Consider the following 25,869-nt stretch of genomic DNA (forward strand, 5'->3'; position numbering starts at 1 on the left):
GTAGGCGGCGCCGGGTGGGCCCCGGCGCCGCACCCCGGGGTCAGAAGGGGAAGCGGCTGCGGCCGTGCTGGACCGAGATCCACTTCGTGGTGGTGAAGGCCTCCACGGTCGTCTCGCCGTTGAGGCGGCCCACGCCGGAGTTCTTCTCGCCGCCGAAGGGGACGATCGGCTCGTCGGCGACCGTGGCGTCGTTGACGTGGAACATGCCGGTGACGATCCGCTTGGCGAAGGCGACGCCGCGCTCGATGTCGCCGGTGTGGACGGCGCCGCTCAGGCCGTACGGCGTGTCGTTGGCGATGCGCAGCGCCTCGTCCTCGCCGTCGAAGGTGTTGATGAAGGCGACCGGCCCGAACACCTCCTGCTGGAGCAGTGCGGAGTCGAGGGGCAGGCCGGACAGGACGGACGGCTCGACGACGTTCTCCGCGGTCGCGCCGCGCAGCAGGGCGGTGGCGCCTTCGGCGAGAGCCTGCTCGACGGCGCCGGAAACCGCCTCCGCCTGCTGGGAGTTGATCAGCGGGCCGATCAGGGTCTGCGGGTCGCGCGGGTCGCCGGCCTTGAGGGTGCGCACCTTGGCGACGAACTTCTCGGTGAACTCGTCGGCGATCGAGCGGTCGACCAGGATGCGGTTGGCGGCCATGCAGACCTGGCCCTGGTGGACGTAGCGGCTGAACACGGCGGCGTCGACCGCGTAGTCGACGTCGGCGTCGTCGAGGACGACGAAGGCGCTGTTGCCGCCGAGTTCGATGATGGACCGCTTGAAGTGCGAGGCGGCGACCGTGGCGACATGGCGGCCGACCTGGTCGGAGCCGGTGAAGGAGATGACCCGCGGGACGGGGTGCTCCAGGAAGGCGTCACCGATCTCGGCGATGTCGGTGACGACCACGTTCAGCAGGCCCGGCGGCAGGCCCGCGTCCTCGAACAGCTTGGCGATCACGGTGCCGCCGGCGATCGGGGTGTTCTGGTGCGGCTTGAGCACCACGCCGTTGCCGAGGGCCAGCGCGGGGGCGACGGACTTCAGCGACAGCAGGAACGGCACGTTGAAGGGGCTGATCACACCGACGACGCCGACCGGTTCGCGGTAGACGCGGTTCTCCTTGCCGTCGACCGGCGAGGGGACGATCCGGCCCTCGGGGCGCAGCGCCAGGTGGATCGACTCGCGCAGGAACTCCTTGGCGAGGTGCAGTTCGAAGGCGGCCTTGCCGAACGTGCCGCCGGCCTCGTCGACGAGGATCTCGCTGATCTCCGCCTCGCGCTCCTCGACCAGCCGCAGCACCTTCTCGAAGACCGCGCGGCGGGCGTAGGCGTTGGTGGCGGCCCACTCCTTCTGGGCGCGGGCGGCGGCCCGGTAGGCCTGATCCACCTCGTCGACGGTGGCTATGGTGATCGAGGCGAGCTTCTCGCCGTCATAGGGGTTGAAGTCGATGATGTCCCAGGAGCCTGTGCCCGGACGCCACTCCCCGTCGATGTACTGCTGGGCCAGGTCGGTCAGATAGGACGCCATGTGATCCCTCAATCCCCTGATGTGATCGGTTCCGCTCGACCGCGTTCGGTAATCACGATCTGATCACACGTCATGGTACGTGTGTGACAAGGGAGTTGGGAGTGACGCTCAGGACAACTGCAGCAGGCCGCGCAGCAGGTCCCGGCTCTCGTCCGGGCCCGGTCCGTCCTGCTGGAGCTCCTTCAGCGCCTGCTCGTACTGGGCGACGTCCTCGTGTTTGTCCAGATACAGGGCGCTGGTGAGCTGCTCCAGGTAGACCACGTCCGACAGGTCGGACTCCGGGAAGCTCAGGATCGTGAACGCCCCGCTCTCCCCCGCGTGGCCGCCGAAGCTGAACGGCATGATCTGCAGCCGCACGTTGGGCCGCTCGGAGATCTCGATCAGGTGCTGGAGCTGCCCGCGCATCACCTCGCGGTCGCCGTAGGGCCGGCGCAGGGCCGCCTCGTCGAGGACGATGTGGACGTCGGGGGCGTTCTCCGCCACGAGGTACTTCTGCCGCTCCAGCCGCAGGGCCACGCGCCGGTCGACGTCGGCCGCGCTCGCGCCCTTCATGCCGCGCCGCACCACCGCGTGCGCGTACGCCTCCGTCTGCAGCAGCCCGTGCACGAACTGCACCTCGTACGCGCGGATCAGCGCCGCCGCGCCTTCCAGACCGACGTACGTGGGGAACCAGTTGGGGAGCACGTCGGAGTAACTGTGCCACCAGCCGGCCACGTTGGCCTCGCGGGCGAGTCCGACCAGCGCCTGGCGTTCCGCCTCGTCCGTGATCCCGTAGAGCGTCAACAGGTCTTCCACGTCCCGTGTCTTGAAGCTCACCCGGCCCAGTTCCATACGGCTGATCTTCGACTCCGAGGCGCGGATGGAGTACCCGGCCGCCTCGCGTGTGATGCCGCGCGTCTCGCGCAGTCGCCGTAGTTGCGAACCGAGCAGCATGCGCCGCACCACCGATCCGGGCTCTCCCGCGCTCACTTTCGCCAGCCTCCCCAGCCGTTCCCAGGGCCCGCAGTCTGCCACTAAAACACTTCGAGCAGTACTCGTCCGGTTACAGAGATGAAAGAACCCAAGGATACGCACGGAGCGGCGCGAAGGAAGAGTGAGGAGAAAGCAAGGGAAGTCCCTATGGACAGCGAGAGTATGGCGGAAAAAATGGCCAAGAAGCGGTACGGGCAGGTCCATTTCGGTCAGGTGCACGTGCATCTGCCCTTGCATCTGCTCTACGCATCCGAAACCATGGTCCCGCGCCACCGCTGCATCGCAACGACCGCGAATCCCGGGAGTGCCTCGCATGGGGACGAATGGATCGACCATGCTCGAGCCGTTACGGCAGGGCCTTCCGCCGCTTGATCCCGCGGCCGTGTCCGACGCGGCCTCCTGCGCACTGCCCGCCCGCTTGGAAGCGGTGCGCGAGGCAAGGCAGTTCACCCGCAGGACCCTGGGCCAGTGGGACATCGGCGACTGTTTCGACGACGTCTGCCTCGTGGTCTCGGAGCTGGTGACCAACGCGCTGCGGCACGGGCTGTCACCCGAGGACTCCCCGCGCGTGCCCGCCCCCCGCGAGCCCGAGCAGAGCCCGCCGGTGCGGCTGCATCTGATGCGCTGGACCGGGCGGCTGGTGTGCGCCGTGCGCGACCCCAGCCGCGAGAGCCCCGTACCCGGCGAGGCCGAGGACTTCTCGGCGGAGTCCGGGCGCGGCCTGCTCCTCGTCGAGTCCTTCACCGACGGCTGGGGCTGGCACCCGCTCTCCGGGAAACTGGGCGGCAAGGTGGTGTGGGCGCTGTTCCGGCTGCGCCCTCCCGCCGAGTGACGGACCGCGGCGCTTTCCGGCGTCGCGGTTCTACGCGCGTCGCCCGGTGCCTGGCGCACCGGGTGCAGCACTGTTCCCCCCCCGGCCGCCGCCCGTTCGGCGTCGCGGGCGGTGGTGTCAGCCGGCGATCAGGTGGTCGAACTCGCCGTCCTTGATGCCGAGCAGCATGGCCTCGATCTCGGCGCGCGTGTAGACGAGCGCGGGGCCGTCCGGGAAGCGCGAGTTGCGCACGGCCACGTCGCCGCCCGGCAGTCGCGCGAACTCCACGCAGGAACCCTGCGAGTTGCTGTGCCGGCTCTTCTGCCAGGCAACCCCGTACAACTGTGTCGCGGTCATGCCGTTGTGCACGTCGTACCCCCCGTCAACGTCGTGGTCCACAGGTCGCTCCCTGGTGCTGCACCGGCTCGTGTGTGGCTGTGGCGCTGTATGGCGTGTGGCTCTGTGACTGATGTGGCGTTTGATGCCGTAGTCAACTGTCTCGGATCATAACCTTGTTCACGTGCGGATGCATGAGCAGATGCACGTGCACGAGGGGTGCTTGGGCGGTTACAGTGCCGGCGCCGCAGACTGCTGTGCCGCCCCGGTCGGGCGAGCGTCCGGGCGTCCGGGCGAAGTAGTTCGGATCGAACCACTCCCGCAGAAGAAGAGACGCGCCGGGTCGCCCTCCTGTTCCGTCGGCATGCCACCGATTCACCCGACGGGCGGCCGCGCGGGGTCGCCGGCGCGAGCCGGGGTCCCTCCCGCCTGGGGCGGACGCCGCCCGTCCGCTCGACACGGCCGACGGGACTCCGGTGGGTCACCTTCCGCCGCCGCGAGCTCCCGGGCCCCGGCACGAGCAGGCCGGGACGGGACACCGGCGGCCCGGGAAGCGAAAAGCGCCCACCCCGTGGACGAGGGAGGGATCCTCCACAGGGGTGAGCGCGATGCCCGCTCTCCGGCCGACGCCAAGCCGACGCACGTCCGCAGATGCGACCGGAATCACGGTCCGGGACAGCGGGACGTGAGGCGTATCTTCTGCTCGTACGAATGAGGTCGACCACGTACACCGCCGAAGCGCCCGCTCCTGCGACGGTGGCCGAACTCTTGCGGTCCACCGGGGCGGGGACCGGCGGCCGTTCGGGCCGTGCCGCTCTCGGCGCCGTCAGCGGCTGCCGTACGGGAGCAGGGCCATCTCACGGGCGTTCTTGATCGCTCGGGACAGTCGGCGTTACTGCTGGGCGGTGACCCGGGTGACGCGACGGCTGCGGATCTTGCCCCGGTCGGAGAGGAACTTCCGCAACAGATCGGTGTCCTTGTAGTCGATGTACTCGATGCCGGCCCGGTCCAGCGGGTTGGGGCGGTTCTTGGCAGGGTTGCCGCCGGCCTTGCGGTCCGGTTTGCGGCCGGGCTTGCCACCCGCGCGGCTACCTCCGCACCTTCGGACTGTCCCGCGTGAGCTTGCGGGGGCAGGCGCACGCGGGCCATCTGCCGGGGGTGCGAAAGGCCTCCTGGTAGGCGGTGACCGTCGAGGGCGGGGCCGCCCGAGGGGACGGCCCGCCGGGAGGCCCCGTCAGGCGGCCGACGGCGGGGCTGGTAGCTTGCGCCGACCGGGTCGGCCGCTGATCCTCGGAGGAACCAGGTGACCATGGCGATCTTTTCGGGTTCCACGCCCGCTCCGTGCACCGCTGCCGCGCGTCCCTCGCGCGGGACGGTCCGTCGGCCGGTGCGCGCGGTCGCCGCGCTGGCGGCCCTGGTCGGCGCGTTCGTGCTGACCGCGTGCGGCGGAGGCGGCGGCGCGGACGACGGCCCCTCCCCCACGCCGACCGCGACCGCCACGACGGACACGGGAGGCGGCACCGGAGGGTCGAGTTCCGCCTCGGCCGGCGGCCCGCTGGAGGGCAGCTGGCTCGCCACCACGGGCGGCCAGGCCGTCGCCCTCGTCATCACCGGCGACAAGGCGGCGCTCTTCGCGTCCGGCGGAACCATGTGCACCGGGACCGCCCGCGAGGAATCGGACATGCGCATGATCCGCCTCAAGTGCCCCGGCGGGAAGAGCGACCGCACGACCGGCATGGTCGACTCCGTCGACAAGGCATCCCTCAAGGTCACCTGGGAGGGCGGAACCGGCGCGGAGACCTACACCAAGGCGGAAGACGGCCGACTGCCCTCGGGACTGCCGACGGCGGGCCTCGGGACGTAGGGGGCCGGGTAAACGGAGGGTGGGGTTCATGCGTGATGATCCTTCGAGCACCGTCACGTCATCCGAAGGAACCCCACACATGCGCGCCGTTCCGATCACCGTCACCGCTCTCACGACCGCCCTGCTCCTCACCGCCTGCGGCGGAGGGGACGACAGTTCCTCGGACGACGCGAAGAGCAAGGCCCCGACGAGTTCGGCCGGGGCCCCGGCCGGCTCCGCCTGCGACCTGGCCGCGCAGGTCGGCCCGGTCAACGCCGCCCCCGCCGTCGGCGACAGCGGCAACGTCACCGTCACCCTCACCAACAAGGGCTCCGACTGCACCCTGGACGGCTTCCCCACCGTCGAGCTGGAGGCCGACGGCACCAAGGCCGCCATTCCCGCGGACGCGGCCGCCGCGCCCCAGAAGCTGACGCTGCCCGCGCAGGGCACCACCTCCTTCACCATCACCTACGTCCGCGGCGAGGACGGCGGCGACAAGAGCCTCGCCGCCAAGACGGCGAAGTACGGCCTGCCCGGCGCCTCGGCCACGGAGAGCTTCGAGTGGTCCTACGGCGCGGTGGCCCTGAAGGACGGCAAGACGCCGGACGCCTCGGTCAGCGGCTTCCAGCAGGCCGGGGACTGAGGAAGGCGTACGTCAGGGCAGGTGCGGACGCTCGTGCACGCGTGCGTGGTCCGCTGCCTGCGCGCCCTGCGTCCAGCCCGCCTCGTCGGTGACGCCGCGCAGACGGGTGGTGGTGGTCTCCGGGAACATCCGGTCCGCCGCCGCCGTCACCGCGACCTCGCGGGAGGCCAGGACGGGCAGCAGGTCGTCGGTCACCTGCGTCTCGGCGGCGGCCGTCAGACGGGTGCCCATGCGGTGGGCGTAGGCGGCGAGGAAGGACTGCCGGAAGGTCTTCGTGCGCTTGCGGCCTGACGCCCGCTGCGCCGCCTCCGCCTTCGTCATCGCGGTCTGCGCCTGCACCAGGAGCGAGGTGTAGAGCAGTTCCACGGCGTCCAGGTCGGCTTCGAAGCCGACGACCGTGGAGAAGCAGAACGGTTCGTTCCACACCGCCCGGCAGTGGTTCGCGTCGGCCACCGCGTCCAGCAGCACCGCCTTGGCCTGCTCGTACGGCGGCTCCACGCCGATACGGCAGGCTCCGGGCGCGTCCGGCGCCGGCGCTTGGGCGTCGAGCAGGGCCTCGTCGACGCTGTGCCGGGCCATCAGCTCCTGCGCCTTCGCGGTGAGCGCCTCCGCCTCCTCCGGGTAGCCCGTCGCCTCCGCCTTGGCGAGCAGCGCGCGGATGCGGGTGAGCATGCGGGAGTGGGCGTCGGAACGGGGCTGTCGCTGCGGCGCCTGCTCGTCCAGGGGCTCGAGGGCCGGCAGGCGCAGCAGCAGACGGTAGAGCTCCAGGACAGCGGTGGCGTGCGAGAAGCGGTCCGTACGGGACGGGGCCCCGCCTTCGATCTCCTCCAGCTGGGCCGCCCAGCGCCGCCCACGGGGGCGGTCGTCGCCGGCCTGGGCGCGGATCAGCGCCGAGACCAGGCGCACGTGCACGTCGTCCAGGTCCCGCCCGACGATCCGCACGACGTCCGCCGGCTGCCAGCCCCGCCGCCAGGCCGTCGCCACGAACTCCTGGCCGCGCCGGTCGAGTTCTGCGTCCGCCGCGGGGTCGGCGGCGAGGAGGGAGGCGCCGGCGTCCAGGGCGGAGTCACCGGCTTCGTACAGGGCGGCCCGGAAGGCTCGGTCGACGGTGGGGGGCGTACTGCTGCTCATCCGGTGATCGTGCCACGCGCGCGGGAGGCCGATTCCTAGGGCACTCCTTTCGACTGTCAACGCGAGGTTGACACCCAAGGTGTGTCAACCTACGGTTGACACATGACCTCGCCACAGGATCCCACGTCGTCCATCCGCCTCGACGACCTCATCGGCGCCATCAAGAAGGTCCATCCCGAACCCCTCGACCAGCTCCAGGACGCCGTCATCGCGGCCGAACACCTCGGCGACGTCGCCGACCACCTGATCGGCCACTTCGTGGACCAGGCCCGCCGTTCCGGGGCCTCCTGGACGGACATCGGCAAGAGCATGGGGGTGACCCGGCAGGCGGCGCAGAAGAGGTTCGTGCCGAAGGAGTCGGCGGACCTCGACCCCGGTCAGGGCTTCAGCCGCTACACCCCGCGCGCGCGGAGCGTCGTCATGGCCGCGCACAACGAGGCCAAGGCGGCCCGCAACGCCGAGGGGCTGCCCGCCCACCTGGTCCTCGGTCTGTTCGCCGAGCCCGAGGGCCTCGCGGCGAAGGCGCTGAACGAGCAGGGCGTCTCCGCGGACGCCGCGCGAGAGGCGGCGACCGCCGCGCTGCCGCCGGCCGTGGAGGAGGCGCCGGACCTGGTGCCCTACGGCTCGGACGCCAAGAAGGTCCTGGAGCTCACCTTCCGCGAGGCCCTCCGCCTCGGCCACAACTACATCGGCACCGAGCACATCCTGCTGGCCCTGCTGGAGTTCGAGAACGGCCGGGGCGTCCTCAGCGGCCTGGGCGTCGAGAAGACCGCCACCGAGCGGTACGTCGCCCAGGCGCTGGAGAAGATCGCGGCGTTCCCGCGGAACGGCGACTGAGCGCCGACGGACGCCGGACGGGCTTCCCGAGCCGCCGTCGGGCGGCGACCGGGGGCCGTTGTCAGAGGCGCCTGTCACACTCGCGGCATGACCGACCGGTGGGCTCTCGCTCCGGCCGGGGACGGCGGCGCCGAGCTCGCCCTCCTCGGCCCGGACGGGCTGCCCGCCGGTCCGGTGCTGCGGGAACCGGACCTCGTGGCGGCCGTACGGGCGCGGCCCGAGGTCGGGCGATGGGTGTGGCGGTCCACGGCCGAGGTGTATCCGCGTCTGCTCGCCGCGGGGGTGCGAGCAGAGCGGTGCTACGACGTCGAGGACGCCGAGACGCTCCTGCTGGGCCACGAGGGGCGGTCGGGCGAGCCCCGTTCGGCCGCCGCCGCGCTGGCCCGGCTGCGCGGCGGACCCGTGCCGCCGGATCCGCCCCAGCGCTCCGCCGAACCCGGGGCGCAGTCCCCGCTGTTCGAACCGGAGGGCTCGTCGCTCCCACTGGCCGACCTCCTCGCCGTCTACGCCGAGCAGCAGCGGCGGCACGACCGGGCGGAGCACCCGGAGCGGATGCGGCTGCTGACGGCGGCCGAGTCGGCGGGGATGCTGGTCGCCGCCGAGATGAACCGGTCGGGGCTGCCGTGGAGCGCCGAGGTGCACCGCGCGGTGCTGCACGACCTGCTGGGCGAGCGGTACGCGGGCGGGGGCGAGCCCCGGCGGCTCGCCGAGCTGGCCGACGAGGTGTCCGCCGCGTTCGGCCGACGGGTGCGGCCCGACCTGCCCGCCGACGTCGTCAAGGCCTTCGCGGGGGCCGGCATCCGGGTGACGTCCACACGGCGCTGGGAGATCGAGTCCATCGACCATCCGGCCGTGAAGCCGCTGATCGAGTACAAGAAGCTCTACCGCATCTGGGTCGCCCACGGCTGGTCCTGGCTGCACGACTGGGTCCGCGACGGCCGGTTCCGGCCCGAGTTCCTCGCGGGCGGGACCGTGACCGGGCGCTGGGTGACCAACGGCGGGGGCGCCTTGCAGATCCCGAAGGTCATCCGGCGGGCCGTCGTCGCCGACCCCGGCTGGCGGCTCGTCGTCGCGGACGCCGACCAGATGGAGCCGCGCGTGCTCGCCGCGATCTCCCGAGACCCCGGGCTGATGGAGGTGGCGGGCCGGGAGAGCGACCTGTACCAGTCGGTCTCCGACCGCGCCTTCTCGGGCGACCGCGCCCAGGCCAAGCTGGCGGTGCTCGGCGCGGTCTACGGCCAGACCTCCGGCGACGGCCTGAAGAACCTCGCCGCGCTCCGCCGCCGCTTCCCGCGCGCGGTGGCCTACGTCGACGACGCGGCGCGGGCCGGCGAGGAAGGCCGGCTGGTGCGCACCTGGCTGGGGCGGACCTGCCCGCCGGCGGCCGGCGCGGGCGACGACGCCTCGGAGGAGGCCGGCATCCCCGTGGGCGGCGAAGACCAGTCCGACGGCCGGCAGCGGACGCCGGGACAGACCTCCTCGGGCGCCCGCGCGCGTGGCCGCTTCGCCCGCAACTTCGTCGTCCAGGGCAGCGCCGCCGACTGGGCCCTGCTGCTGCTCGCCGCGCTGCGGCGCGCCTGCGCGGACATGGCGGCCGAGCTGGTCTTCTTCCAGCACGACGAAGTGATCGTGCACTGTCCCGAGGAGGAGGCGGAGACGGTCGTCGCCGCGATCCGCGAGGCCGCCGACCTGGCCGGACGGCTGACGTTCGGCGAGACGCCGGTGCGGTTCCCGTTCACGACCGCGGTGGTGGAGTGCTATGCCGACGCGAAGTGAGCGCGAGCGGTTTCCACAGCGCCCCGGAGGGAGGTCGGTCGGCGGTCGTCCCGGGCGGCGCCCGGCTCGGCGATGACGGCTGGGCCGTGTCCGGTCACGGTGGCGTACCGGTGCGGCGCGGGGGCGGTCAGGTCGGCGGCGCCTCCGCGAGTTCCCGGGCGAAGTCCCGTACGAGTACGTGCGGGACGTACCGGCCGTACGCCGTCTCCTCCAGCAGGGCCACGTCGACGAGCCGGTCGAGGGCGGCCTCCGCGCGCCGCTCGTCGATGCCGGCGAGACGGGCCAGCAGCGGCACACCGTACGTGGGCAGCTCGTGGCCCCCGACGCGGCGCAGGACGAGTACGGCGTCCCGGTCCGCCTCGCGGTCGGAGGCGGCGAGGGCGTCGTGGGCGACGGCGAGGGAGCGGCGGACGCTGAGGTCGTCGTACTCCAGGTGAGGCAACCTGCTCCCGGGGGCGGCGAGTCGGCGGGCCAGCGCGTCAGGGGTGAGGTGGCTGCGGGCGGCCAGGCGAGCGGCGACCACGCGCAGGGCGAGGGGCAGCCGTCCGGTGAGCTCGACGAGGGGGTGGGAGGCGGTGAGGTCGTGGGGTCCGTGGTCGTGTCCGTGATCACGGGCGTGGACGGGAGCGGTGGGGTTCACGTGCCCGGCGTGGGGCGCGCGGCCCGAGGCCTTACGGAGCAGCTCCGCGCTCTCCTCGGCCGACAGCGGGGTGAGGGGGAAGCGGTGCGCCCCGTCGAGAGCGGTGAGCGGGGAACGGCTGGTGACGATGACCGCGCAGCCCGGGCCGGCGGGGAGCAGGGGGCGTACCTGAGCGGCGTGCGCGACGTCGTCCAGGACGAGGAGCGTGCGGGTCTGCGCCAGCAGGGTGCGCAGCAACGCGGCTGCCGCGTCCGGCGGTTCGGGGACGTGGCGGGGACCGACGCCGAGATGGCGCAGGAGGGCGGCGAGGGCCCGGGCCGGGGTGAGCGGGGTCGTGCCGGGGGTCGCGCCGTGCAGGTCGAGGTAGAGCTGACCGTCGGGGAAACGTTCCTTCACCTGGTGGGCGACCTGGAGAGCGAGAGCGCTCTTGCCCACGCCGGCCACCCCGCTGATGACGAGGGGCCCCGCCGTGGGCTCAGAGGCGACAGCCTCGCGGAGACGGTGGAGGAGGTCTGCGCGGCCGGTGAAATGGCCTGCCGGGGGTGGGAGTTGGGCGGGACGGGGTGAGGTCGGCGCGGGCGAGGGGGCGAAGCCCGTCACGGGGTCGGCCTCTACCCGTGAATCGGGGTCGGCTTCGGGATGCCTCACGCCGTGGACCTCGGCATGCCTCACGCCGTCGGTTTCGGGATGCCTCACGCCGTCGGCCTCGGCATGCCTCACGCCGTGGACCTCGGCATGCCTCACGCCGTCGGCTTCGGGATGCCTCACGGCGTCGGCCTCGCCGTGCTTCACCGCCTCGACCTCGGCGTGCCTCCCGGCATCGCCCCCTGCACCGCCCGCGGACCCGCCCGCCGCGCCCCCCGCGACACCGCTCACCGCCCCTTCCCTCGCGCCCCGCAGCACCTCCACATGGGCCTCGCTCACCGTCGGGCCCGGCTCGACGCCGAGTTCCTCGACCAAGCGCGTGCGCAGGTCGCGGTGGACGGCGAGGGCCTCGGCGCGGCGGCCCGCGCGGTGCAGGGCGAACATGAGCTGCCGGTGGTAGGACTCGCGCAGCGGATGCTCGGCGGCGAGCTCCGTCAGCTCCGGGACGAGACGGTCCAGTTCGCCGTCACCCAGCGCCAGTTCGGCGTCGTAGCGCCACTCCAGCAACAGCAGCCGGGCCTCCTTCAGACGCTGGACGAGTGCGTAGCCCCCGAGTTCGGCGGGAAGCCCGGCGAGCGGTGTGCCGCGCCACAGCGTGAGCGCGGCCTCGCACTCGTGGACGACCCGCTCCCAGTTCCGGGCGGCGAACGCACCGCGCGCCGCCGCGAGATGGCGTTCGAAGACGTGGACGTCGAGCTCGCCGTGGTCGACCCGGAGCCGGTACCCCGGCGGGGCCGCCCGCAGCCGGTCCGGGTCGTCGAGCAGCCGGCGCAGCCGGGACACGTTGTTGTGCAGCGAGGCCTGGGCGGACGGCGGCGGCGCGCCGCCCCACAACGCCTCCTTGAGCGAGTCGACGGGGACGATCCGTCCGGCGTCGAGCAGCAGGGCGGCCAGCAGGACACGCGCCTTGGGGCTGCGGACGGTCCTCGCCGCGGGGAGGGGGACGCCGTGCGGGCCGTCATCGCCATGGGCGCTGCGGGAGAGAGGGGAGCCGGCGTCGTAGAGGACCGGCGCTCCCAGCAGTCCGAACCGCAGCTCGTACCGCATCACGCCGACCTTCGCCCTTTCACACGCCGTGTACCGGCCTGTCGTGTCTCCACGCGTCACCTGCCGTTCTGTTGGCGGGTTTTGATTCCTGAGCCAGCGGTGTCACGCCATCCTGTCCCTGGCGGTTCCCGGCGGAATCCGGCTGCCGTCGCGGCCGTCCCCCTTGCCCGTCCGGCGGCTTAGGCCGGACGACCAGCGGTGATACGCAGAACCGTTGGCAACATGTTAGCGATTCGTTGGTGTGGCCTGATGTGATCACAACATCGGCTCCGGCCCGACGGCGCGCGCGTAGAACGCGTTGCTCGGGGGAGTGTCGCCGCCGCGGCTGGAGTTGGGGGCGCGTCCGGGCCCGGTCGGCAGAGGTGAACGACCGGGGCCCGCGCCCCGTTTTCACGTACCGCGCGCCCCGGTGCAGGCGGGTGCCGGGGTGTCAGATGACCGGCGGCCGGCCCAGCCGCCACACCGTCCGCCACCGCATGGGCCGCCGCGCGCCGGCCGGTTCGCGCACGCCCTCCGCGAAGCCGCCGAACCAGGCCTTCAGCCCGCCGAGCGAGCGGGTGCGCAGCAGGGTGACGGCGATCCACACGCCCAGGTGCACCGGGATGAGCGGCAGCGGCAGGTTGCGCCGGACCAACCAGACACGGTTGCGGGCGGTGACGCGGTGGTAGACGGCGTGCCGGGCGGGCGAGGTCTTGGGATGCTGCAGGAGCAGCTCGGGGGCGTAGAGGATCTTCCAGCCGGCGTCGGTGGCGCGCCAGGCCAGGTCGGTCTCCTCATGGGCGAAGAAGAACTCGGCGGGCCAGTCGCCGGTCTGGTCGAGCATGGCCATGCTCAGGGCGTGGCCGCCGCCGAGGAAACCGGTGACGTAGCCGCCCACCATGGGATCGGAGGCGCCGACGCGCGGCACGTGCCGGCGCTGCGTCTCGCCGTTCTCGTCGGCAATGCGGAAGCCGACGATGCCGAGGCGCGGGTCGGCGGCGTACAGGTCGCGGACCCTGCGCAGGACGTCCGCGTCCACGAGGAGCCCGTCGTCGTCCAGTTCGACGACGACGTCGACGTCGCCGTGCTCGCGCAGGCGGGCCAGGGCGACGTTGCGGCCGCCCGGGCAGCCCAGGTTGTCGTCGACCTCGATGACGGTCACCTCGCCGGGCAGCGAGAGTCGGCGGGCGAAGTCGGGGAGCCGGCAGCCGTTGCCGACGATCACGATGCGGACGGGCGGGAGGTCCTGCTTGGCGACGGACTCCAGCAGGGCGTCGACCTCGGCGGGCCGGTTGCCCATCGTCACCACGGCAACGGCGATCCTCGGCTCCACCACGTCCCACTCTCCGTCCGGCTCTGCGAGGGCGGCCACGCCCGTGCGCGCGACGCCCGTCGTCCACCTAGATGGTGCCTCAGCCACCGACGTTGCCCGGACGGCGGCCCGTTCACCTTCTCCAGGTCAGCTTTCCGATCGGCTGTTTACACATGGTGATGAAACGCCGGCCATGCGGTGAGTGACTGCTACGCCCCGCAGTTGTTCCCTTCGCCCACCCGGCAGATCAGCTGAAGGGGATTCGTTCTTCCCCGGTCTCCCCCATGTCATCGATCTCGGGGCGATCGTCGTCTCTCTCGCCGTGGGCGGACTCGCCCAGTGGGGTCTGCAGGCCTGGACGAGAAGGAAGGACGGTGGTCTGTGAACCGTGAATGGTGGAGGCAGCGGAGCTCTCGCGGCGGGCGAGAGCTCCCTCGCGACGGGCAGGTCAGGGGCGGCCCAGGGCCCGGTACTCCCAGCCGGCGGCACGCCACTTCGCGGGGTCGAGAGCGTGGCGGCCGTCGACGATCCGGCGGTGGGCGACGACCGCGCCCATCGCGTCGGGCTCGATCTCCCGGAACTCGGCCCACTCGGTGAGCAGCACCACCACGTCCGCCTCGCGGGCCGCCGTGAGGACGTCCGTGCCGTAGTTCAGGTCCGGGTAGGCCCGCCGGGCGTTCTCCGTGGCCGCCGGGTCGATGACGGTCACCACGGCGCCGGCCTGGTGCAGCGTCCGGGCCACGTCCAGGGCGGGCGCGTCCCGGATGTCGTCGGAGTTGGGTTTGAAGGCCGCGCCCAGCGCGGTCACCCGCACCCCGGCCAGCTCACCGCCGGCCAGCTCACGGACCAGGTCCACCGTGCGGGCCCGGCGGCGCTGGTTGATGGCGTCGACCTCGCGCAGGAAGGACACGGCCTGCCCGACGCCCAGCTCCTCGGCGCGGTGGCTGAAGGCCCTGATGTCCTTGGGCAGGCAGCCGCCGCCGAAGCCGAGGCCCGGCTTGAGGAACCGGCCGCCGATGCGGTCGTCGTAGGCCAGCGCCTCGGCGAGCCCCGTGACGTCCGCGCCGGTCGCCTCGCACACCTCCGCCATGGCGTTGATGTACGAGATCTTGGTGGCGAGGAAGGAGTTGGCGGCGACCTTGACCAGTTCCGCCGTGGGCAGGTCGGTGACGACCACCGGCGTGCCCTGCGCGATCACCGGCGCGAACGCGGCGCGCAGCCGCTCCTCGGCCCACTCCGACTCCGTGCCGAAGACCAGCCGGTCAGGCCGCAGGGTGTCGTCGACGGCGTACCCCTCCCGCAGGAACTCAGGGTTCCAGGCGAGTTCGACGTCCGCCCCGGCCGGTGCCGTCCGCCGGACGACCTCCGCCAGCCGGGCGGCGGTGCCCACCGGCACCGTGGACTTGCCGACCACCAGCGCCCGCCGGTGCAGATGCCGGGCGAGTTCCTCCACCGCGCTGTCGACATAGCGCATGTCGGCCGCGTACGAGCCCTGCTGCTGCGGCGTGCCCACGCAGATGAAGTGCACGTCGCCGAACTCGCCGGCCTCGGCGAAGCTCGTGGAGAACCGCAGCCGCCCGCTGTCGAGGGCCTTGGCGAGCAGCTCCGGCAGGCCGGGCTCGAAGAAGGGCACCTCACCCGAGTTCAGCCGCTCGATCTTGGCCGGGTCGACGTCGACGCCCAGGACGTCGAAGCCGAGGACGGCCATGCAGATGGCGTGGGTGGCGCCGAGGTAGCCGGTGCCTATGACGGTGAGACGGGGTGCGTCGGTGTGCGCGTCGTCCTTCAGGGTCACGGTGGTCTCCAGGGGGTGTGTCAGGGCACGTCGGCCCGCCGCACGAGCCGGTCACGGATGGCGGTCTGCGGAGCGATGGGGAGGAGGGAGAGGGAAGAGGGGAGGGTGGTCGGGACGGGAGGCGGAGATCTGCGGGCGGTGAGGTGCGGGCGGGGCGAGGCCGTAGGCGTCAGGAACCGCAGTCGACGTTGGTGAGGCCCTCGTTGGCGCCGTTCGCCTTGTTGTCGCAGGCGACCTTGTTGCCCTCGGACGTGAGGTGGAAGCCGTAACCCGGCCCGTCCACGTTGGCGGTGTTGCCCCGGAAGGTGTTGCCGGTGCCCCAGCCGCTGACGATCTGGTGGGTCTGGAAGCCGTCCATCGGCGTGTGGCTGCCGGTGTTGCCCTCCAGGAGCCAGCCGTTGCCCTTCACATCGACCCAGGAGTCGTTGTTGTGCGAGCCGCTCAGCTTCGATCCGTCGAAGGTGTTGTCGATGACCTTGCCGTCGCTCGTTCCTTCCTTGATGTCGATGGACTCCGCGGTGGTGTCGCTGATGTGGTTGCCCATCACCACGTTGCGGTCGCTGGTGTCCGTCTTGCAGTCGGTCACCGTGCACCAGTTGGACTCGGCCGTGCCGATGTAGATGCCCTCGCCGAACTTCTCACGGCGCAGCCCGGTCGTACGGATCGTGTTGTCCCTGACCATGTTGTCCGAGCTGAAGTCGCGCAGATGGATGGCCTCGTCGCCGATCTGCTCGACGGTGAGGCCCTGGAGGACGCTGCCCACGACGCCGTCCGCCATCACGCCCTTCTGGGCGTTGCGCACGGTGAAGCCGACCAGCCGCCAGTAGCTGGCGTTCTTCAGGTGGAAGGCGTATCCGTCGTCGGTGTCGCCGCCGTCGATGACCGCCCCGGAGCCGCCGCACAGGAAGATCGGCTTGGCCTCGGTGCCGGAGACCTCGGCGACGAAGTTGCCCGCGTACGTGCCCGCGGCGAGCGCGATGCTGTCCCCGGGCTGGGCCTGGGCGAGGGCCTGTTCGAGCGTCTCGGCGTTGCTCACCTTGACGGTGGCCGCCGGGCAGCTGACGGCCTCGGACGGCACCGCCCCGCGGGTGGGCCGGGCCGTCGACGGCGCCTTCGGGGCGACCGACCGGCTGGGCAGCGCGGAGGGGGTCTCCTCGGCCGGCAGCAGCCCGGGCGGCGACACGCTGGGCCCGGCGGTGGAGGCGCCGGCCGTCACCTTCGGCTCCGCGTCGCCGTCCCGCGCCACCACGACGATGAGCGCGGTCAGGGCGAGCAGGAAGGCGCCCCCGGCCAGCCAGACGGCCGGCTGCCGGGAGGCCGACGAGCCACCGCCGTCCCCGCCGGCCGACGGCGCGTACGCCGGCATGGGCGGCCCGGCGGCCTCCGCCGGTGCAGCGGCCTCCGCCGGTTCAGCCTGGCCGGCGGCCTCCGCCGGCTCGGGCAGCGCGGAGGACGACTCGCCGTCCTTCTTGGGAGCCGGAGCCTCCTCGGGCGCCGGGTCCGTTTCCGCGGCCGTCGCCGGACCGTCCGAAGAAGACGCGGGCGTCCCCGAGGACACAGGCGTCCCGGAGGCGGGCGTCTTCGAGGCCGCGGAAGGCTCCCCGGAGGACGCTCCCCCTTCCTCGGAAGGCACAGCGGGCCCGGACGGCACGGATGACTCGGGATTCACAGGCTGCTCGGTCGGTTCGGACGGCTCGGTCGGCTCAGGAGAGACAGAGGACGGATCGGAAGGCATAGGCGGCAAACTCCGGCTGCTGGGCGGTCGGATCGTCATCGGGGCGCGTGGGCGGCCGACGCCGGCTGCGCGGACTGCGCGGCCGGGACGGACTGCGCGGACTGGGAGGCCCACACGCGCAGGCCGGTGGTCCGCTGGTCCTCCTCGGTGAACCACTCGCGCTTGGGCGTCACCTGACGGACCGGCACCTCGATGACAGGCGTGCCGTTCAGCGGCAGCTTGTCCTCGTACGGGTGCGAGCCCAGGCGCCGGCGGCCGTTGCGGCGGCCTCCGCGTTCACGGCCGCCCATGACCGCCGAGATCAGGATGAGCAGCAGGATGAACGTCCACAACAGCGTCATCGGGCTGGCGTAGTGCCGGAACTTGATCCAGAAGGAACTGGTGTCGTGCCAGGCGAACAGCTGGTTCGAGCGGACGGTGATGTCGCCGTGCGCGCGGGTGGTGTCGACGGCGCTCGGGCCGACGCCGGAGATGACGTTGTACGTGATCATCGAGTCGTCGACGCCGCCGACCATGGAGATGCCGTGGTTACGGCCGTCCTGAACGGTGTTGCCGCGGATCTCGGCCACGCTGTCGCGGACGTAGATGCCGGTGTCGGTGCCCTCGACGATGTTGCCGGTGATCGTGGCGGCGGTCACCCCGTCGCGCACCGAGATGCCCTGCCGCGACTGGCCCTTGAGGTGGTTGCCGGTGATGGCCACGTCGGTGGCGTCCTTGCGGGCCACGATGCCCATGTCGCCGCCCTCGACGCGGTTGTTCTGGACGCCGACGTCCGTGCCGCCGAAGATCTCGATGCCGTACCGGCCGTTGTCCGTGGCGACGCTGTTGGACACGGAGTTGGAGCCGTAGCTGCTGATGGACTCGCCGGACGCGGAGGGCCCGCTGGCCAGCGGACGGCCGCTGATGGTGAAGCCGTTGCCGCCGTTGCCCTTGGCCGTGGAGCCGCTGACGCGGACCTGCTCGGTGGCGCGGGCCATGACGAACCCGTCACCGCCGTTGTTGCGGGAGACGGTCCGCTCGACGACGGCGTTGGTGACGAACCGGTGCAGCACGACGCCGTGTTCCAGGCTCCCCTGCACCGTGGTGTCGCTGATGCTGACCCCGGTGGCGCCGGAGATGAACAGACCGTAGGCGTTGCCGGTGACCGTCGAGTGCCCGATCTCCGCCGAGACGTACGACAGGCTGGGCACCGAGAAGCGGGTGTCCGGCGTCGTCAGCGAACCGGAGGGCTGGGCGATGACGCCGCTGCTGCCGGCCTTGGTGCCCGACCTCGCCGGGGAGTCGTCGATGTTGCCGGTGTCGGGCCGGTCGGTGCCGGTGAGGCTCAGCCCGCCGGTGCGGCCGCTCCAGAAGCCCAGGTCGGTGACGCTGGCGTAGGTCATGGAGTACTGGCCGCCGATCGCGCGGATGTAGGCGCGGCCGTCCCGTACGTCGGTGTCGGGCTTGTTCTTCTTGTCGTCCCAGCTGGTGATCCGCATGGGCGCCTGCGGGGTGCCCTCCAGGGTCAGCCGGCCGCCGAAGGAGACGATGCTGACGAATCCCTTGTTGCTGCTGGCCATCCGCAGCGTCAGCCCGCCGGGGTTGGACAGCTTCAGCTTGGCCCCGGCGTTCAGGTAGATGTTCTCGGTCAGCAGGTAGGAGCCGTCCTGCATCCGGACGAACGTCTGCGGCGCCAGTTCGAGCAGGTCGGAGATGGTGTAGGCGTTGCTGCGCTGGGTGAGCACGAGGGTGTAGCCGCTGCCGGTGTCCAGGCGGTACGGCGCCTTCCACTGGCCGCCCTTCAGGGGGGCGACGGCGGCGACCGCGCGGACCTGGTCCAGCCGGTGGTCCTCGGCGGCGACGAGCGCGGTCTCGTTCTCCGCGTCGGCGGCGTTCACCTTCGGCTTGTCGTCCGTGTCGGCGGTCGCGGCGGTCACGGACGCGGCGAGCAGACCGGCGGCGAGCGGCACGACGAGCGCGGCGCGCAGCACCGGCACCACGGCCGACAGGCGCGGCGCTCGCAGGACGGCCGGGAGGGTACGGGCTCTCAGGGCTGCCGGGAGGGTACGTCCCCGGAGGGCGGACGGCAGGGCACGGGTCCGCGGGGCGGACGGAAGTCGACGCTGTGTCATGACTGCTGGGCCTCCGCCCACGAGGGTGCGGTGTGGGCGGTGGACGCGGCGACGGCCGTCGGCGCGGGGGACGCGCCGGCACGGGTGCCCGTTCCGCCGCCGAGGGACGCCGAGTTCTGCCCCTCGCCGCCGATGCGGTTGCTGGCGCGGGTCAGCCAGCCCTGCTTGTTCATGGTGATGAAGGCGAACAGCTTGATCGGCAGCGAGATCATGATGACGACGACGGCGAGCAGGGGCAGCAGCAGGATCTCCTGCGGGTGCCTGCGCAGGTGGGAGTAGCCGCGGATGCCGCGCCCCACGAGCAGCCAGATCAGTACGAGGATCACGCCCCGGCCGGTCAACTCCAGCCGGCTGAACAGCAGATAGGCGAGCGCCATGCCCATCGTGACCGGAGTCAGCAGGATCTGGAACACGGTGATCTTGGTGACGAGGGGGACCCGCCAGAGCCAACCCTTGTAGAGGGCGGTCAGGTAGCACCGGTAGGAGTTGCGGCTCCAGCGCACCCGCTGCTTGACGAAGGCGCGGAAGGAGGAGGGGAACATCGACATCGCCCGCGCGGAACTCTGGTGCACGGTCTTGTAACCGGAGGCCAGCACCAGCCAGGTCAGCCGTCCGTCGTCGCCGGCGACGCAACGCCGGCCCAGGAAGAACTCGTTCTCCAGGTTCTCCAGCACCGGCGTGATCGCCGACCGGCGGTAGGCCGCCGTACGGCCGGAGAGGCAGGCCACGGCGCCCGCGCGGCCCATGGCCGGGACGTAGTCGTAGTAGCGCAGGTTGACCAGCCAGTCGGCGATCCGCCGCCAGACGCTGGTCCGGCGCTGGTAGACGTTCTGCTGGGTGCCGACGCCGCCGACCTCGGGGTCGACGAAGGGCATCTGCACGGCGGCGAGCAGCCCCGGCTCCCAGCGGGTGTCGGAGTCGACCAGCACGACGAGCTCGCTCTTCGCGGCGCGGATGCCGACGCCGAGCGCCGATCGCTTGCCGCGGTGTTCGAAGGCCAGCACGCGGACCCGCGGGTCCCGCACCTGCGCCAACCGCTCCAGGACCTCCTTGTCCTCCACGTCCGGGACGATGATCACCTCGGTGGGGTCCTGCGCCAGCCAGGTGTCCAGGCAGTCCACCAGAATGCTCGCGTCCTCGCGGTACGCCGGGACGACCACGGACACCGTCGTCCGGTAGTCGTTCACCACGGGCTTGGCGAACCGGGACAGCACCGCCCGGTAGAGCCACAGACCCCAGACGAACACGCCGGCGAGGCCGAGCGGCATCAGCTCACGCCATGACGTCTCGGCAGTCGCCGTGACAATCCATGACCAGAAATCGTCGAAGAAATCCGACACGAACTCAGAACCCCCCAGCCGGAGCGCAGCCCACCGCATGGGCCATATGTGCGACGTTCGCGGTCTACGCCGGGAAATCTAGGGCCGAAACGAGCTCTTCCGACACACGATCAACACAAAATTCACCTGAGGTGGGCACCAAACATTCACAGGACGAGCAATCTCTCAGCGAACGGCGAACGATTCGAGCACCGATTTTCGGCCAACGACCGCCGATCTGACATGTCGTCATCCCGCTTGCACGAGAGGCGACTTGAGATGAACGCGACACACAAGCGTACATCCCTTCCGCACCTCGAACGCGCGTGCTCCACATGATTCACACAAGCAAACAGAATGTGATGCACCTCACACGTCAGGATTCCATCACACGGACACCCGTGACACGCCCGTCACAGCGGCGTCATCCCTTTCGGTCGGCGAGCCCCTCGGAGAGGGGCGCCGCCGAGAGCGACGCACTCGAAGGTCGGCCGCCGCCTGCCACCAGCGCCGCCACCGAGCCACCCTTCCTGCGCCGTGGCACTCCTCGTCCAGCACGGCACCGTCGTCGGCGGGAGCCTGACGAACCCGGCTTGGCACCTCACCCGCGGATTCGCAACCCCCCGCCTCCGGGCCGCCGACGAAGCCCTGCGCAGGCGTCAGGAGGGCCGGCAGTGGGCGACCCTCCTGACGCCCCAGGAATCGGCACCGGCGGGGCCCCCGTGTCCTGCGGTAGGCGAGATGCGGCGTTCGGTTCTCCTGGTGCCGACGGCTGGTGGCGGCCTGTGGTCGGCGCGGTCGGGCGGGGTGCGGTGGATCTGCGGGTTCACCGACGAGGCAGCGCTGGCACGCTTCGCCCTGCGGCACGGGCCCGGTGATCAGCCCATGGACTGCGCGGCGCTGTTGGGCGCCCGGATGGTCGACGAGGTCGTGCCGTCCTTGGGCGAGCCTGCCGGGCTGGCCGTCGACATCGCCACCGAGGACGGGTCGATGTTCTTCCCTCCGGTCGTCGGCATCGTGCCGGACGCGGTCGCCGTCGACGCCCGTGTGAGGGAGGGGTTCGGTCATGGGCGGTGAGGGATTGGACATCCGGCTCGGCAGGGAATCGGTCGCCAAGTTCACGCAGGGCGTGGGCGCGACCATCGACGAGCTCGGTGAACTCGGCGGCGCCACCGGTTCGGTGACGGGAAAGGGGTTCTCGGGACTGTCGATGACCGGGATGGAGCCGGACATCACGGCCTCTCGGTCGACTTCGAGGACTTCTGCGAGCGCTGGGAGTGGGGTGTGCGTGCCCTGGTCGGCGATGCCAGCGCGCTCGCGAACCGCCTCGGCCTGGCGGCGGGCACCCAGTGGGAACACGACCAGTACGTCGCGGGCGCGCTGAAAGTGGGCGTCAACTCCGCGATGGGCGGCAACCCGCACGCCACCGAGGAGGAGATCACCCGGCAGAACTGGGTCGACGTCTTCACTCCGGACGCCCTGGACCCGGACTGGAGCGCCGAGTCGTGGGACCGGGCCGGTCAGGAGATGGAGCAGACGTGGAAGGACACCGGCCGCACCGTCCTCACCGAGGGACAGGGCGGCCGGCGGTCCGAGATGCTCAACGACGCGCTCGGCATCTCCGACGACGAGTGGAACCAGGCGCTGGACGACACCTTCGGACCGTCGCCCGAAGAGCGCGCTCAGCAGGCGCAGCAGGGTGAGTCCGGGGGGAACTGACCATGGGTATCGGCGACTTCATCAGCGACATCACGCCCGACTCGGTCGAGGAAGCGGTCGAGGACGGCGTCGAGTGGGCCGGCAACCGGGTCGAGGACGCCGGGAACTGGACCGCCGACCGGCTGGAGGACGTCGGATGGGACTCCAGTGCGGACTGGGTGCGCGAGAAGTCCCGTTCGGTCGCCAACCGGATGGGCGCCGAAGCCGACGAGATGGACCTCGGACAGACCGAGGAGAAGGCCAAACTGATCTACGGCAGCGCCGACAAGCTCAACGCCACCGCCACGAAACTACGGGCGTTCCAGAAGGCGTTCGACGACGCCGGCGAGGGGCTCAGGGGCCTGGACTCCTCACAGCTCAAGGGCGAGACGGCCGAGGCGTTGCGGACGGCCGTGGCCACCCAGCCACCCAAGTGGTTCACCGTCCCGGCACCGCATCGGCTGCCCGGGCGGCGCCGGGATCGACTGCTAGGGTCTGGGCGCCCGTTCCGTCCACCACCACGGCGCTCCGGGGCGCCGGAAGTAATCCCTCCGGAGAAGCGCGCCATGCCCGATCCGACCCCTGCGGCCAGGAGTCTCAGCCAGGCGATCGACGGCGGTGATAGCCGACAGGTCAACGAAACGACCCGTGAGTTCGTCGAGAAGCTCACCTTCGCGACGGCGGACGAAATCCTCGCCATGCTCGAGGACATCCTCACCGAGGACTGGATGGCCCTGCCGCCCTGGGCCCGGAACCTCGCCTACCGTCTGGCCTGCCTGCAACGTCCCGACGATCCGCAATTGCTCCGGGAAGCAGCCTCAGACCTGCTGTCGTTCGGACCCGACTGGGACACGTTCGCCGAGGACCTCAAGAGGCGCGCAGCGGAACTGGAATAGAGCCTGGATTCCGAAGAGGCCCTTGCCAGATGCACTGTCCGAGCCCATCCGTGGTGCCACGAACGCGGCCCCGCAGTTGTGGCGTTGGACTACCCAAGGAACGACAACCGTGGCAAACACCTGAGGGCGATGGACTCCACCGTGATGACGATGCGGTGGCCACCCAGGACACCGTAACCGAGATCATCGGCCGCCGCCCGCGCGGTGATCCGCGCGGACGGCGAGACCGGGATGAGCGACCTCTCCAGCCGTCCACACACCAGCCCGCGCCGCATCCCCACCCGCACCGAGCGCCGGATCATCAAGGTCCGCGTCCTGCGCCGCTGGGGCCCGGCCCGCATCGCACACCTGCTGCACCTGGTGCCCTCCACCGTGCACCGCATCCTGACCCGCTACCGCCTGGCCCGCCTCACACACCTGGACCGGGCCACCGGCCGCGTCATACGCCGCTACGAACGCGCCCGGCCAGGTGAGCTGGTGCATGTCGACATCAAGAAGCTCGGCAACATCCCCGACGGGGGCGGCCACAAGGCGCTCGGCCGCCAAGCCGACCGCAAGACCCGCTCCGGCGCCGGCTACAGCTACCTGCACACCGCCGTCGACGACCACTCCCGCCTCGCCTACAGCGAGATCCACACGGACGAGAAGAAGGAGACCGCCGGCGGCTTCTGAAGCCGGCGCCCAGGCCTTCTTCACCACGGCCGGCATCACCGTCGAGCGGGTGCTCACCGACAACGGTTCCTGCTACCGCTCACGCGACTGGCGAGACCTGCTGGCGGCGGCCGGGATCGCCCACAAGCGAAGGTGCACCCTGTCCAGCCTGAGGCGCTTCACAGAGAGCGAGGAAGATGGCGCGCACGATCCTGGCGCATTACGGAGACGGGGCCAGCTATCACACCAACATCAGAGCTTCCAAGGACACCCGAGACAAGAAACCCCAGGTCAGAGTCCCGACCTGGGGTTCACCATAGAGCCGCCTTCGGGATTCGAACCCGAGACCTACGCATTACGAGTGCGTTGCTCTGGCCATCTGAGCTAAGGCGGCGCGCTGTCCGCACCATGGTGCGATCAGCAACGTCGGTAAGTCTACACAGTTCCCGGGGGTGGTCCGCACCACCCCCGGAGGGGGTGGTCGCAGGGGCTATGAGCAGCGCTTTCCCTTCGGGGGGACCGTGCCGCGGAGCAGATACGCGTTGATCGTGGAGTCGACGCAGGCGCTGCCCCGCCCGTATGCCGTGTGTCCGTCGCCGTCGTAGGTGAGGAGGCGGGCCGAGGAGAGCTGGCCGGCCAGGGCACGGGCCCAGCGGTAGGGAGTCGCCGGGTCGCGGGTGGTGCCGACGACCACGATCGGGGCCGCGCCCTTCGCCTCGATGCGGCGCGGCTCGCCCGTCGGCGCGACCGGCCAGTACGCGCAGTTCAGAGAGGCCCAGGCGAGGCCCTCGCCGAAGACGGGGGACGCCTTGCGGAACGCGGGCAGCGCCTTGCGCACCTGGTCGGGGCCGTCGAACGCGGACGGCAGGTCCAGGCAGTTCACCGCCGCGTTGGCGGCCATCAGGTTGGCGTACCGGCCGTCGCCGTCCCGCTCGTAGTAACTGTCCGCGAGAGCGAGCAGACCCGCGCCGTCGCTGTCCTCGATCGCCGTGGTCAGCGCGTCCCGCAGCCGCTCCCATGTGCTCTCGTCGTACATCGCGGCGATCACGCCGATGGTCGCCAGCGACTCACCGAGCCGGCGGCCGCCCGGCTCCCCCGTGGGCATGGGCCGCGCATCGAGCTTCTTGAAGAAGGCCCCGAGGTTCGGCCCGACCTCGTCCGCGCGGGCGCCCAGCGGACAGCGCGGCCGGCGCACGCAGTCCTTCGCGAACGAGCGGAACGCCGTCTCGAAGCCGGCCGTCTGATCCAGGTTCAGCCGGCGGGCGGGCAGCGACGGGTCCATCGCCCCGTCCAGGACGAGCCGCCCGACCCGGTCCGGGAACAGCCCCGCGTACGTCGCCCCGAGGAACGTGCCGTACGACGCCCCCACGTACGTCAGCCTCCTGTCCCCCAGGGCCGCGCGCAGGACGTCCATGTCGCGGGCCGTCTCCACGGTCGAGACGTGCCTGAGCAGCCTGGCCGACCGAGAGCCACACCCCTCGGCAAACTTCTTGTAGGCGCCGACGAGTCGGTCCGTCTCCCGCTGGTCGTCGGGCGTGACGTCCGTCTGCGTGTACGCGTCCATGTCGCGTCCGTCGAGGCAGCGCACCGCCTCACTGCGGGCCACGCCCCTCGGGTCGACGGCGACCATGTCGTAGCGGGCGCGGACGCCGGCCGGGTAGGCGATCCCCGCGTACTGCTGGAGATAACCGACCGCCGAGCCGCCCGGTCCGCCCGGGTTCACGAGCAGCGAGCCGAGCCGCTTCCCGGGGCCCGTCGCCTTCTTGCGGGATACGGCGAGACGGATGTCGCCCTCGCCGGGACGCGCGTAGTCGAGCGGCGCTTTCAGGGTGGCGCACTGGAAGCCGGGGACGCCGCAGTCCCGCCAGCCAAGCCTCTGCCCGTAGTACGGCGCGAGCGCCGACGGCGTGGCCTGCGGCAGCGCGGTCAGTGCCGCCTGCGCCACGGCCGGGCTCGCCGAACCCGCCACCCTTCCTGACGAGCAGGCGGGGACGAGCAGCGCGGCGAGGGAGACCAGCGCGACGCCGATACGGGACCTTCGAGGGGAGCGGGAGCGCCTGGTGTGCATCCAGCGAGAGTAACCGTGTGCGATCGACCGACGTCATTCCGTGCGCGAAGCGCCACGGACGAGTGACTGCGTCAACCGGCGTCCCGTCCCGCCGGCCTCGCGCAGCGCCCCCGCACCGGCAGG

The 25,869-nt window shown here is 71.6% G+C and carries 16 protein-coding genes, 1 tRNA gene and 6 pseudogenes; 10 read left to right on the top strand and 13 right to left on the bottom strand.

All coding sequences use genetic code 11. The annotated features are described in order from the left end of the window. Positions 1-40: 40 nt before the first annotated feature. Together ACIOC0_RS07245 and ACIOC0_RS07250 are read right to left on the bottom strand one after the other, a co-directional pair. The gene (locus tag ACIOC0_RS07245) at positions 41-1,501 is read right to left on the bottom strand and encodes an aldehyde dehydrogenase family protein (protein ID WP_402153397.1); all 1,461 of its coding nucleotides are present in this window, start codon (positions 1,499-1,501) and stop codon (positions 41-43) included. Between the two features lie 108 nt (positions 1,502-1,609). After that, positions 1,610-2,434: a helix-turn-helix transcriptional regulator gene (locus tag ACIOC0_RS07250; RefSeq protein ID WP_358797084.1), complete on the bottom strand. Its 825-nt coding sequence runs from the start codon at positions 2,432-2,434 to the stop codon at positions 1,610-1,612. Between the two features lie 373 nt (positions 2,435-2,807). Between ACIOC0_RS07250 and ACIOC0_RS07255 the strand changes: the two genes are divergently transcribed. Beyond that, a complete protein-coding gene (locus tag ACIOC0_RS07255; RefSeq protein WP_402153399.1) occupies positions 2,808-3,305 on the top strand; it encodes an ATP-binding protein in 498 nt (165 codons plus the stop codon). Positions 3,306-3,422: 117 nt separating this feature from the next. Here the strand turns inward: ACIOC0_RS07255 and ACIOC0_RS07260 are convergent, their stop codons facing one another. Continuing rightward, entirely contained in the window at positions 3,423-3,683 is a 261-nt protein-coding gene (locus ACIOC0_RS07260; RefSeq protein WP_207228730.1) for a DUF397 domain-containing protein, read from the bottom strand. A gap of 763 nt (positions 3,684-4,446) precedes the next feature. Then, positions 4,447-4,632 (bottom strand): annotated as a pseudogene (rpsR, locus tag ACIOC0_RS07265) (30S ribosomal protein S18). Positions 4,633-4,700: 68 nt separating this feature from the next. On the opposite strand from rpsR, the pseudogene ACIOC0_RS07270 reads away from it, so the two are divergent. From ACIOC0_RS07270 to ACIOC0_RS07280, 3 genes and pseudogenes are all read left to right on the top strand, one after another. After that, positions 4,701-4,799, top strand: a pseudogene (locus tag ACIOC0_RS07270) (30S ribosomal protein S14); the annotation flags it as partial. 130 nt (positions 4,800-4,929) lie between these two features. Further along, complete coding sequence (locus ACIOC0_RS07275) at positions 4,930-5,484, top strand: hypothetical protein (protein ID WP_402153401.1); 555 nt, start codon at positions 4,930-4,932, stop codon at positions 5,482-5,484. A gap of 79 nt (positions 5,485-5,563) precedes the next feature. Next, positions 5,564-6,106 (top strand): DUF4232 domain-containing protein, encoded by a 543-nt coding sequence (locus ACIOC0_RS07280; RefSeq protein ID WP_402153403.1) that lies wholly within the window; start codon positions 5,564-5,566, stop codon positions 6,104-6,106. 12 nt (positions 6,107-6,118) lie between these two features. Here the strand turns inward: ACIOC0_RS07280 and ACIOC0_RS07285 are convergent, their stop codons facing one another. Further along, complete coding sequence (locus ACIOC0_RS07285; protein ID WP_402153405.1) at positions 6,119-7,237, bottom strand: DUF2786 domain-containing protein; 1,119 nt, start codon at positions 7,235-7,237, stop codon at positions 6,119-6,121. 102 nt (positions 7,238-7,339) lie between these two features. Here ACIOC0_RS07285 and ACIOC0_RS07290 point away from each other — a divergent pair, with 102 nt between their 5' ends. Next, positions 7,340-8,074, top strand: a complete 735-nt coding sequence (locus ACIOC0_RS07290; RefSeq protein WP_402153407.1) for a Clp protease N-terminal domain-containing protein — start codon at positions 7,340-7,342, stop codon at positions 8,072-8,074. A gap of 87 nt (positions 8,075-8,161) precedes the next feature. Continuing rightward, positions 8,162-9,850 carry a bifunctional 3'-5' exonuclease/DNA polymerase gene (locus tag ACIOC0_RS07295; RefSeq protein WP_402153409.1) on the top strand — a complete coding sequence of 563 codons (1,689 nt, stop codon included), beginning with the start codon at positions 8,162-8,164 and terminating at the stop codon, positions 9,848-9,850. Here the strand turns inward: ACIOC0_RS07295 and ACIOC0_RS07300 are convergent. From ACIOC0_RS07300 to ACIOC0_RS07325, 6 genes and pseudogenes are all read right to left on the bottom strand, one after another. After that, positions 9,832-12,182: pseudogene (locus ACIOC0_RS07300) on the bottom strand (BTAD domain-containing putative transcriptional regulator). The gene ACIOC0_RS07295 and the pseudogene ACIOC0_RS07300 overlap by 19 nt on opposite strands. Before the next feature lie 430 nt (positions 12,183-12,612). Beyond that, the gene (locus ACIOC0_RS07305; protein ID WP_402154343.1) at positions 12,613-13,497 is read right to left on the bottom strand and encodes a glycosyltransferase family 2 protein; all 885 of its coding nucleotides are present in this window, start codon (positions 13,495-13,497) and stop codon (positions 12,613-12,615) included. A 424-nt stretch (positions 13,498-13,921) separates the two neighbouring features. Further along, positions 13,922-15,181 (bottom strand): UDP-glucose/GDP-mannose dehydrogenase family protein, encoded by a 1,260-nt coding sequence (locus ACIOC0_RS07310; RefSeq protein ID WP_352244941.1) that lies wholly within the window; start codon positions 15,179-15,181, stop codon positions 13,922-13,924. Positions 15,182-15,437: 256 nt separating this feature from the next. Next, positions 15,438-16,826 (bottom strand): hypothetical protein, encoded by a 1,389-nt coding sequence (locus tag ACIOC0_RS07315; protein ID WP_402153411.1) that lies wholly within the window; start codon positions 16,824-16,826, stop codon positions 15,438-15,440. Positions 16,827-17,038: 212 nt separating this feature from the next. After that, complete coding sequence (locus ACIOC0_RS07320) at positions 17,039-18,982, bottom strand: right-handed parallel beta-helix repeat-containing protein (protein WP_402153413.1); 1,944 nt, start codon at positions 18,980-18,982, stop codon at positions 17,039-17,041. Between the two features lie 128 nt (positions 18,983-19,110). After that, positions 19,111-20,454 (bottom strand): glycosyltransferase family 2 protein, encoded by a 1,344-nt coding sequence (locus ACIOC0_RS07325; RefSeq protein ID WP_402153415.1) that lies wholly within the window; start codon positions 20,452-20,454, stop codon positions 19,111-19,113. Between the two features lie 720 nt (positions 20,455-21,174). Between ACIOC0_RS07325 and ACIOC0_RS07330 the strand changes: the two genes are divergently transcribed. The 4 genes and pseudogenes from ACIOC0_RS07330 to ACIOC0_RS07345 form a co-directional block, all read left to right on the top strand. Next, on the top strand, positions 21,175-21,510 hold the full coding sequence (locus tag ACIOC0_RS07330; RefSeq protein ID WP_402153417.1) for an SseB family protein: 336 nt from the start codon (positions 21,175-21,177) through the stop codon (positions 21,508-21,510). Then, positions 21,500-22,152: pseudogene (locus ACIOC0_RS07335) on the top strand (hypothetical protein). The gene ACIOC0_RS07330 and the pseudogene ACIOC0_RS07335 overlap by 11 nt, the downstream one beginning before the upstream one ends. 2 nt (positions 22,153-22,154) lie before the next feature. Next, positions 22,155-22,571, top strand: a pseudogene (locus ACIOC0_RS07340) (putative T7SS-secreted protein); the annotation flags it as partial. A gap of 666 nt (positions 22,572-23,237) precedes the next feature. Next, a pseudogene (locus ACIOC0_RS07345) lies at positions 23,238-23,829 on the top strand (DDE-type integrase/transposase/recombinase); the annotation flags it as partial. Positions 23,830-23,998: 169 nt separating this feature from the next. Here ACIOC0_RS07345 and ACIOC0_RS07350 read toward each other — a convergent pair. Next, a tRNA-Thr gene (locus ACIOC0_RS07350) sits at positions 23,999-24,072 on the bottom strand. A 96-nt stretch (positions 24,073-24,168) separates the two neighbouring features. Beyond that, complete coding sequence (locus ACIOC0_RS07355) at positions 24,169-25,746, bottom strand: alpha/beta hydrolase (protein ID WP_402153419.1); 1,578 nt, start codon at positions 25,744-25,746, stop codon at positions 24,169-24,171. Between the last annotated feature and the right edge of the window lie 123 nt (positions 25,747-25,869).

Source organism: Streptomyces sp. NPDC088254, from assembly GCF_044740925.1.
Classification (GTDB): domain Bacteria; phylum Actinomycetota; class Actinomycetes; order Streptomycetales; family Streptomycetaceae; genus Streptomyces.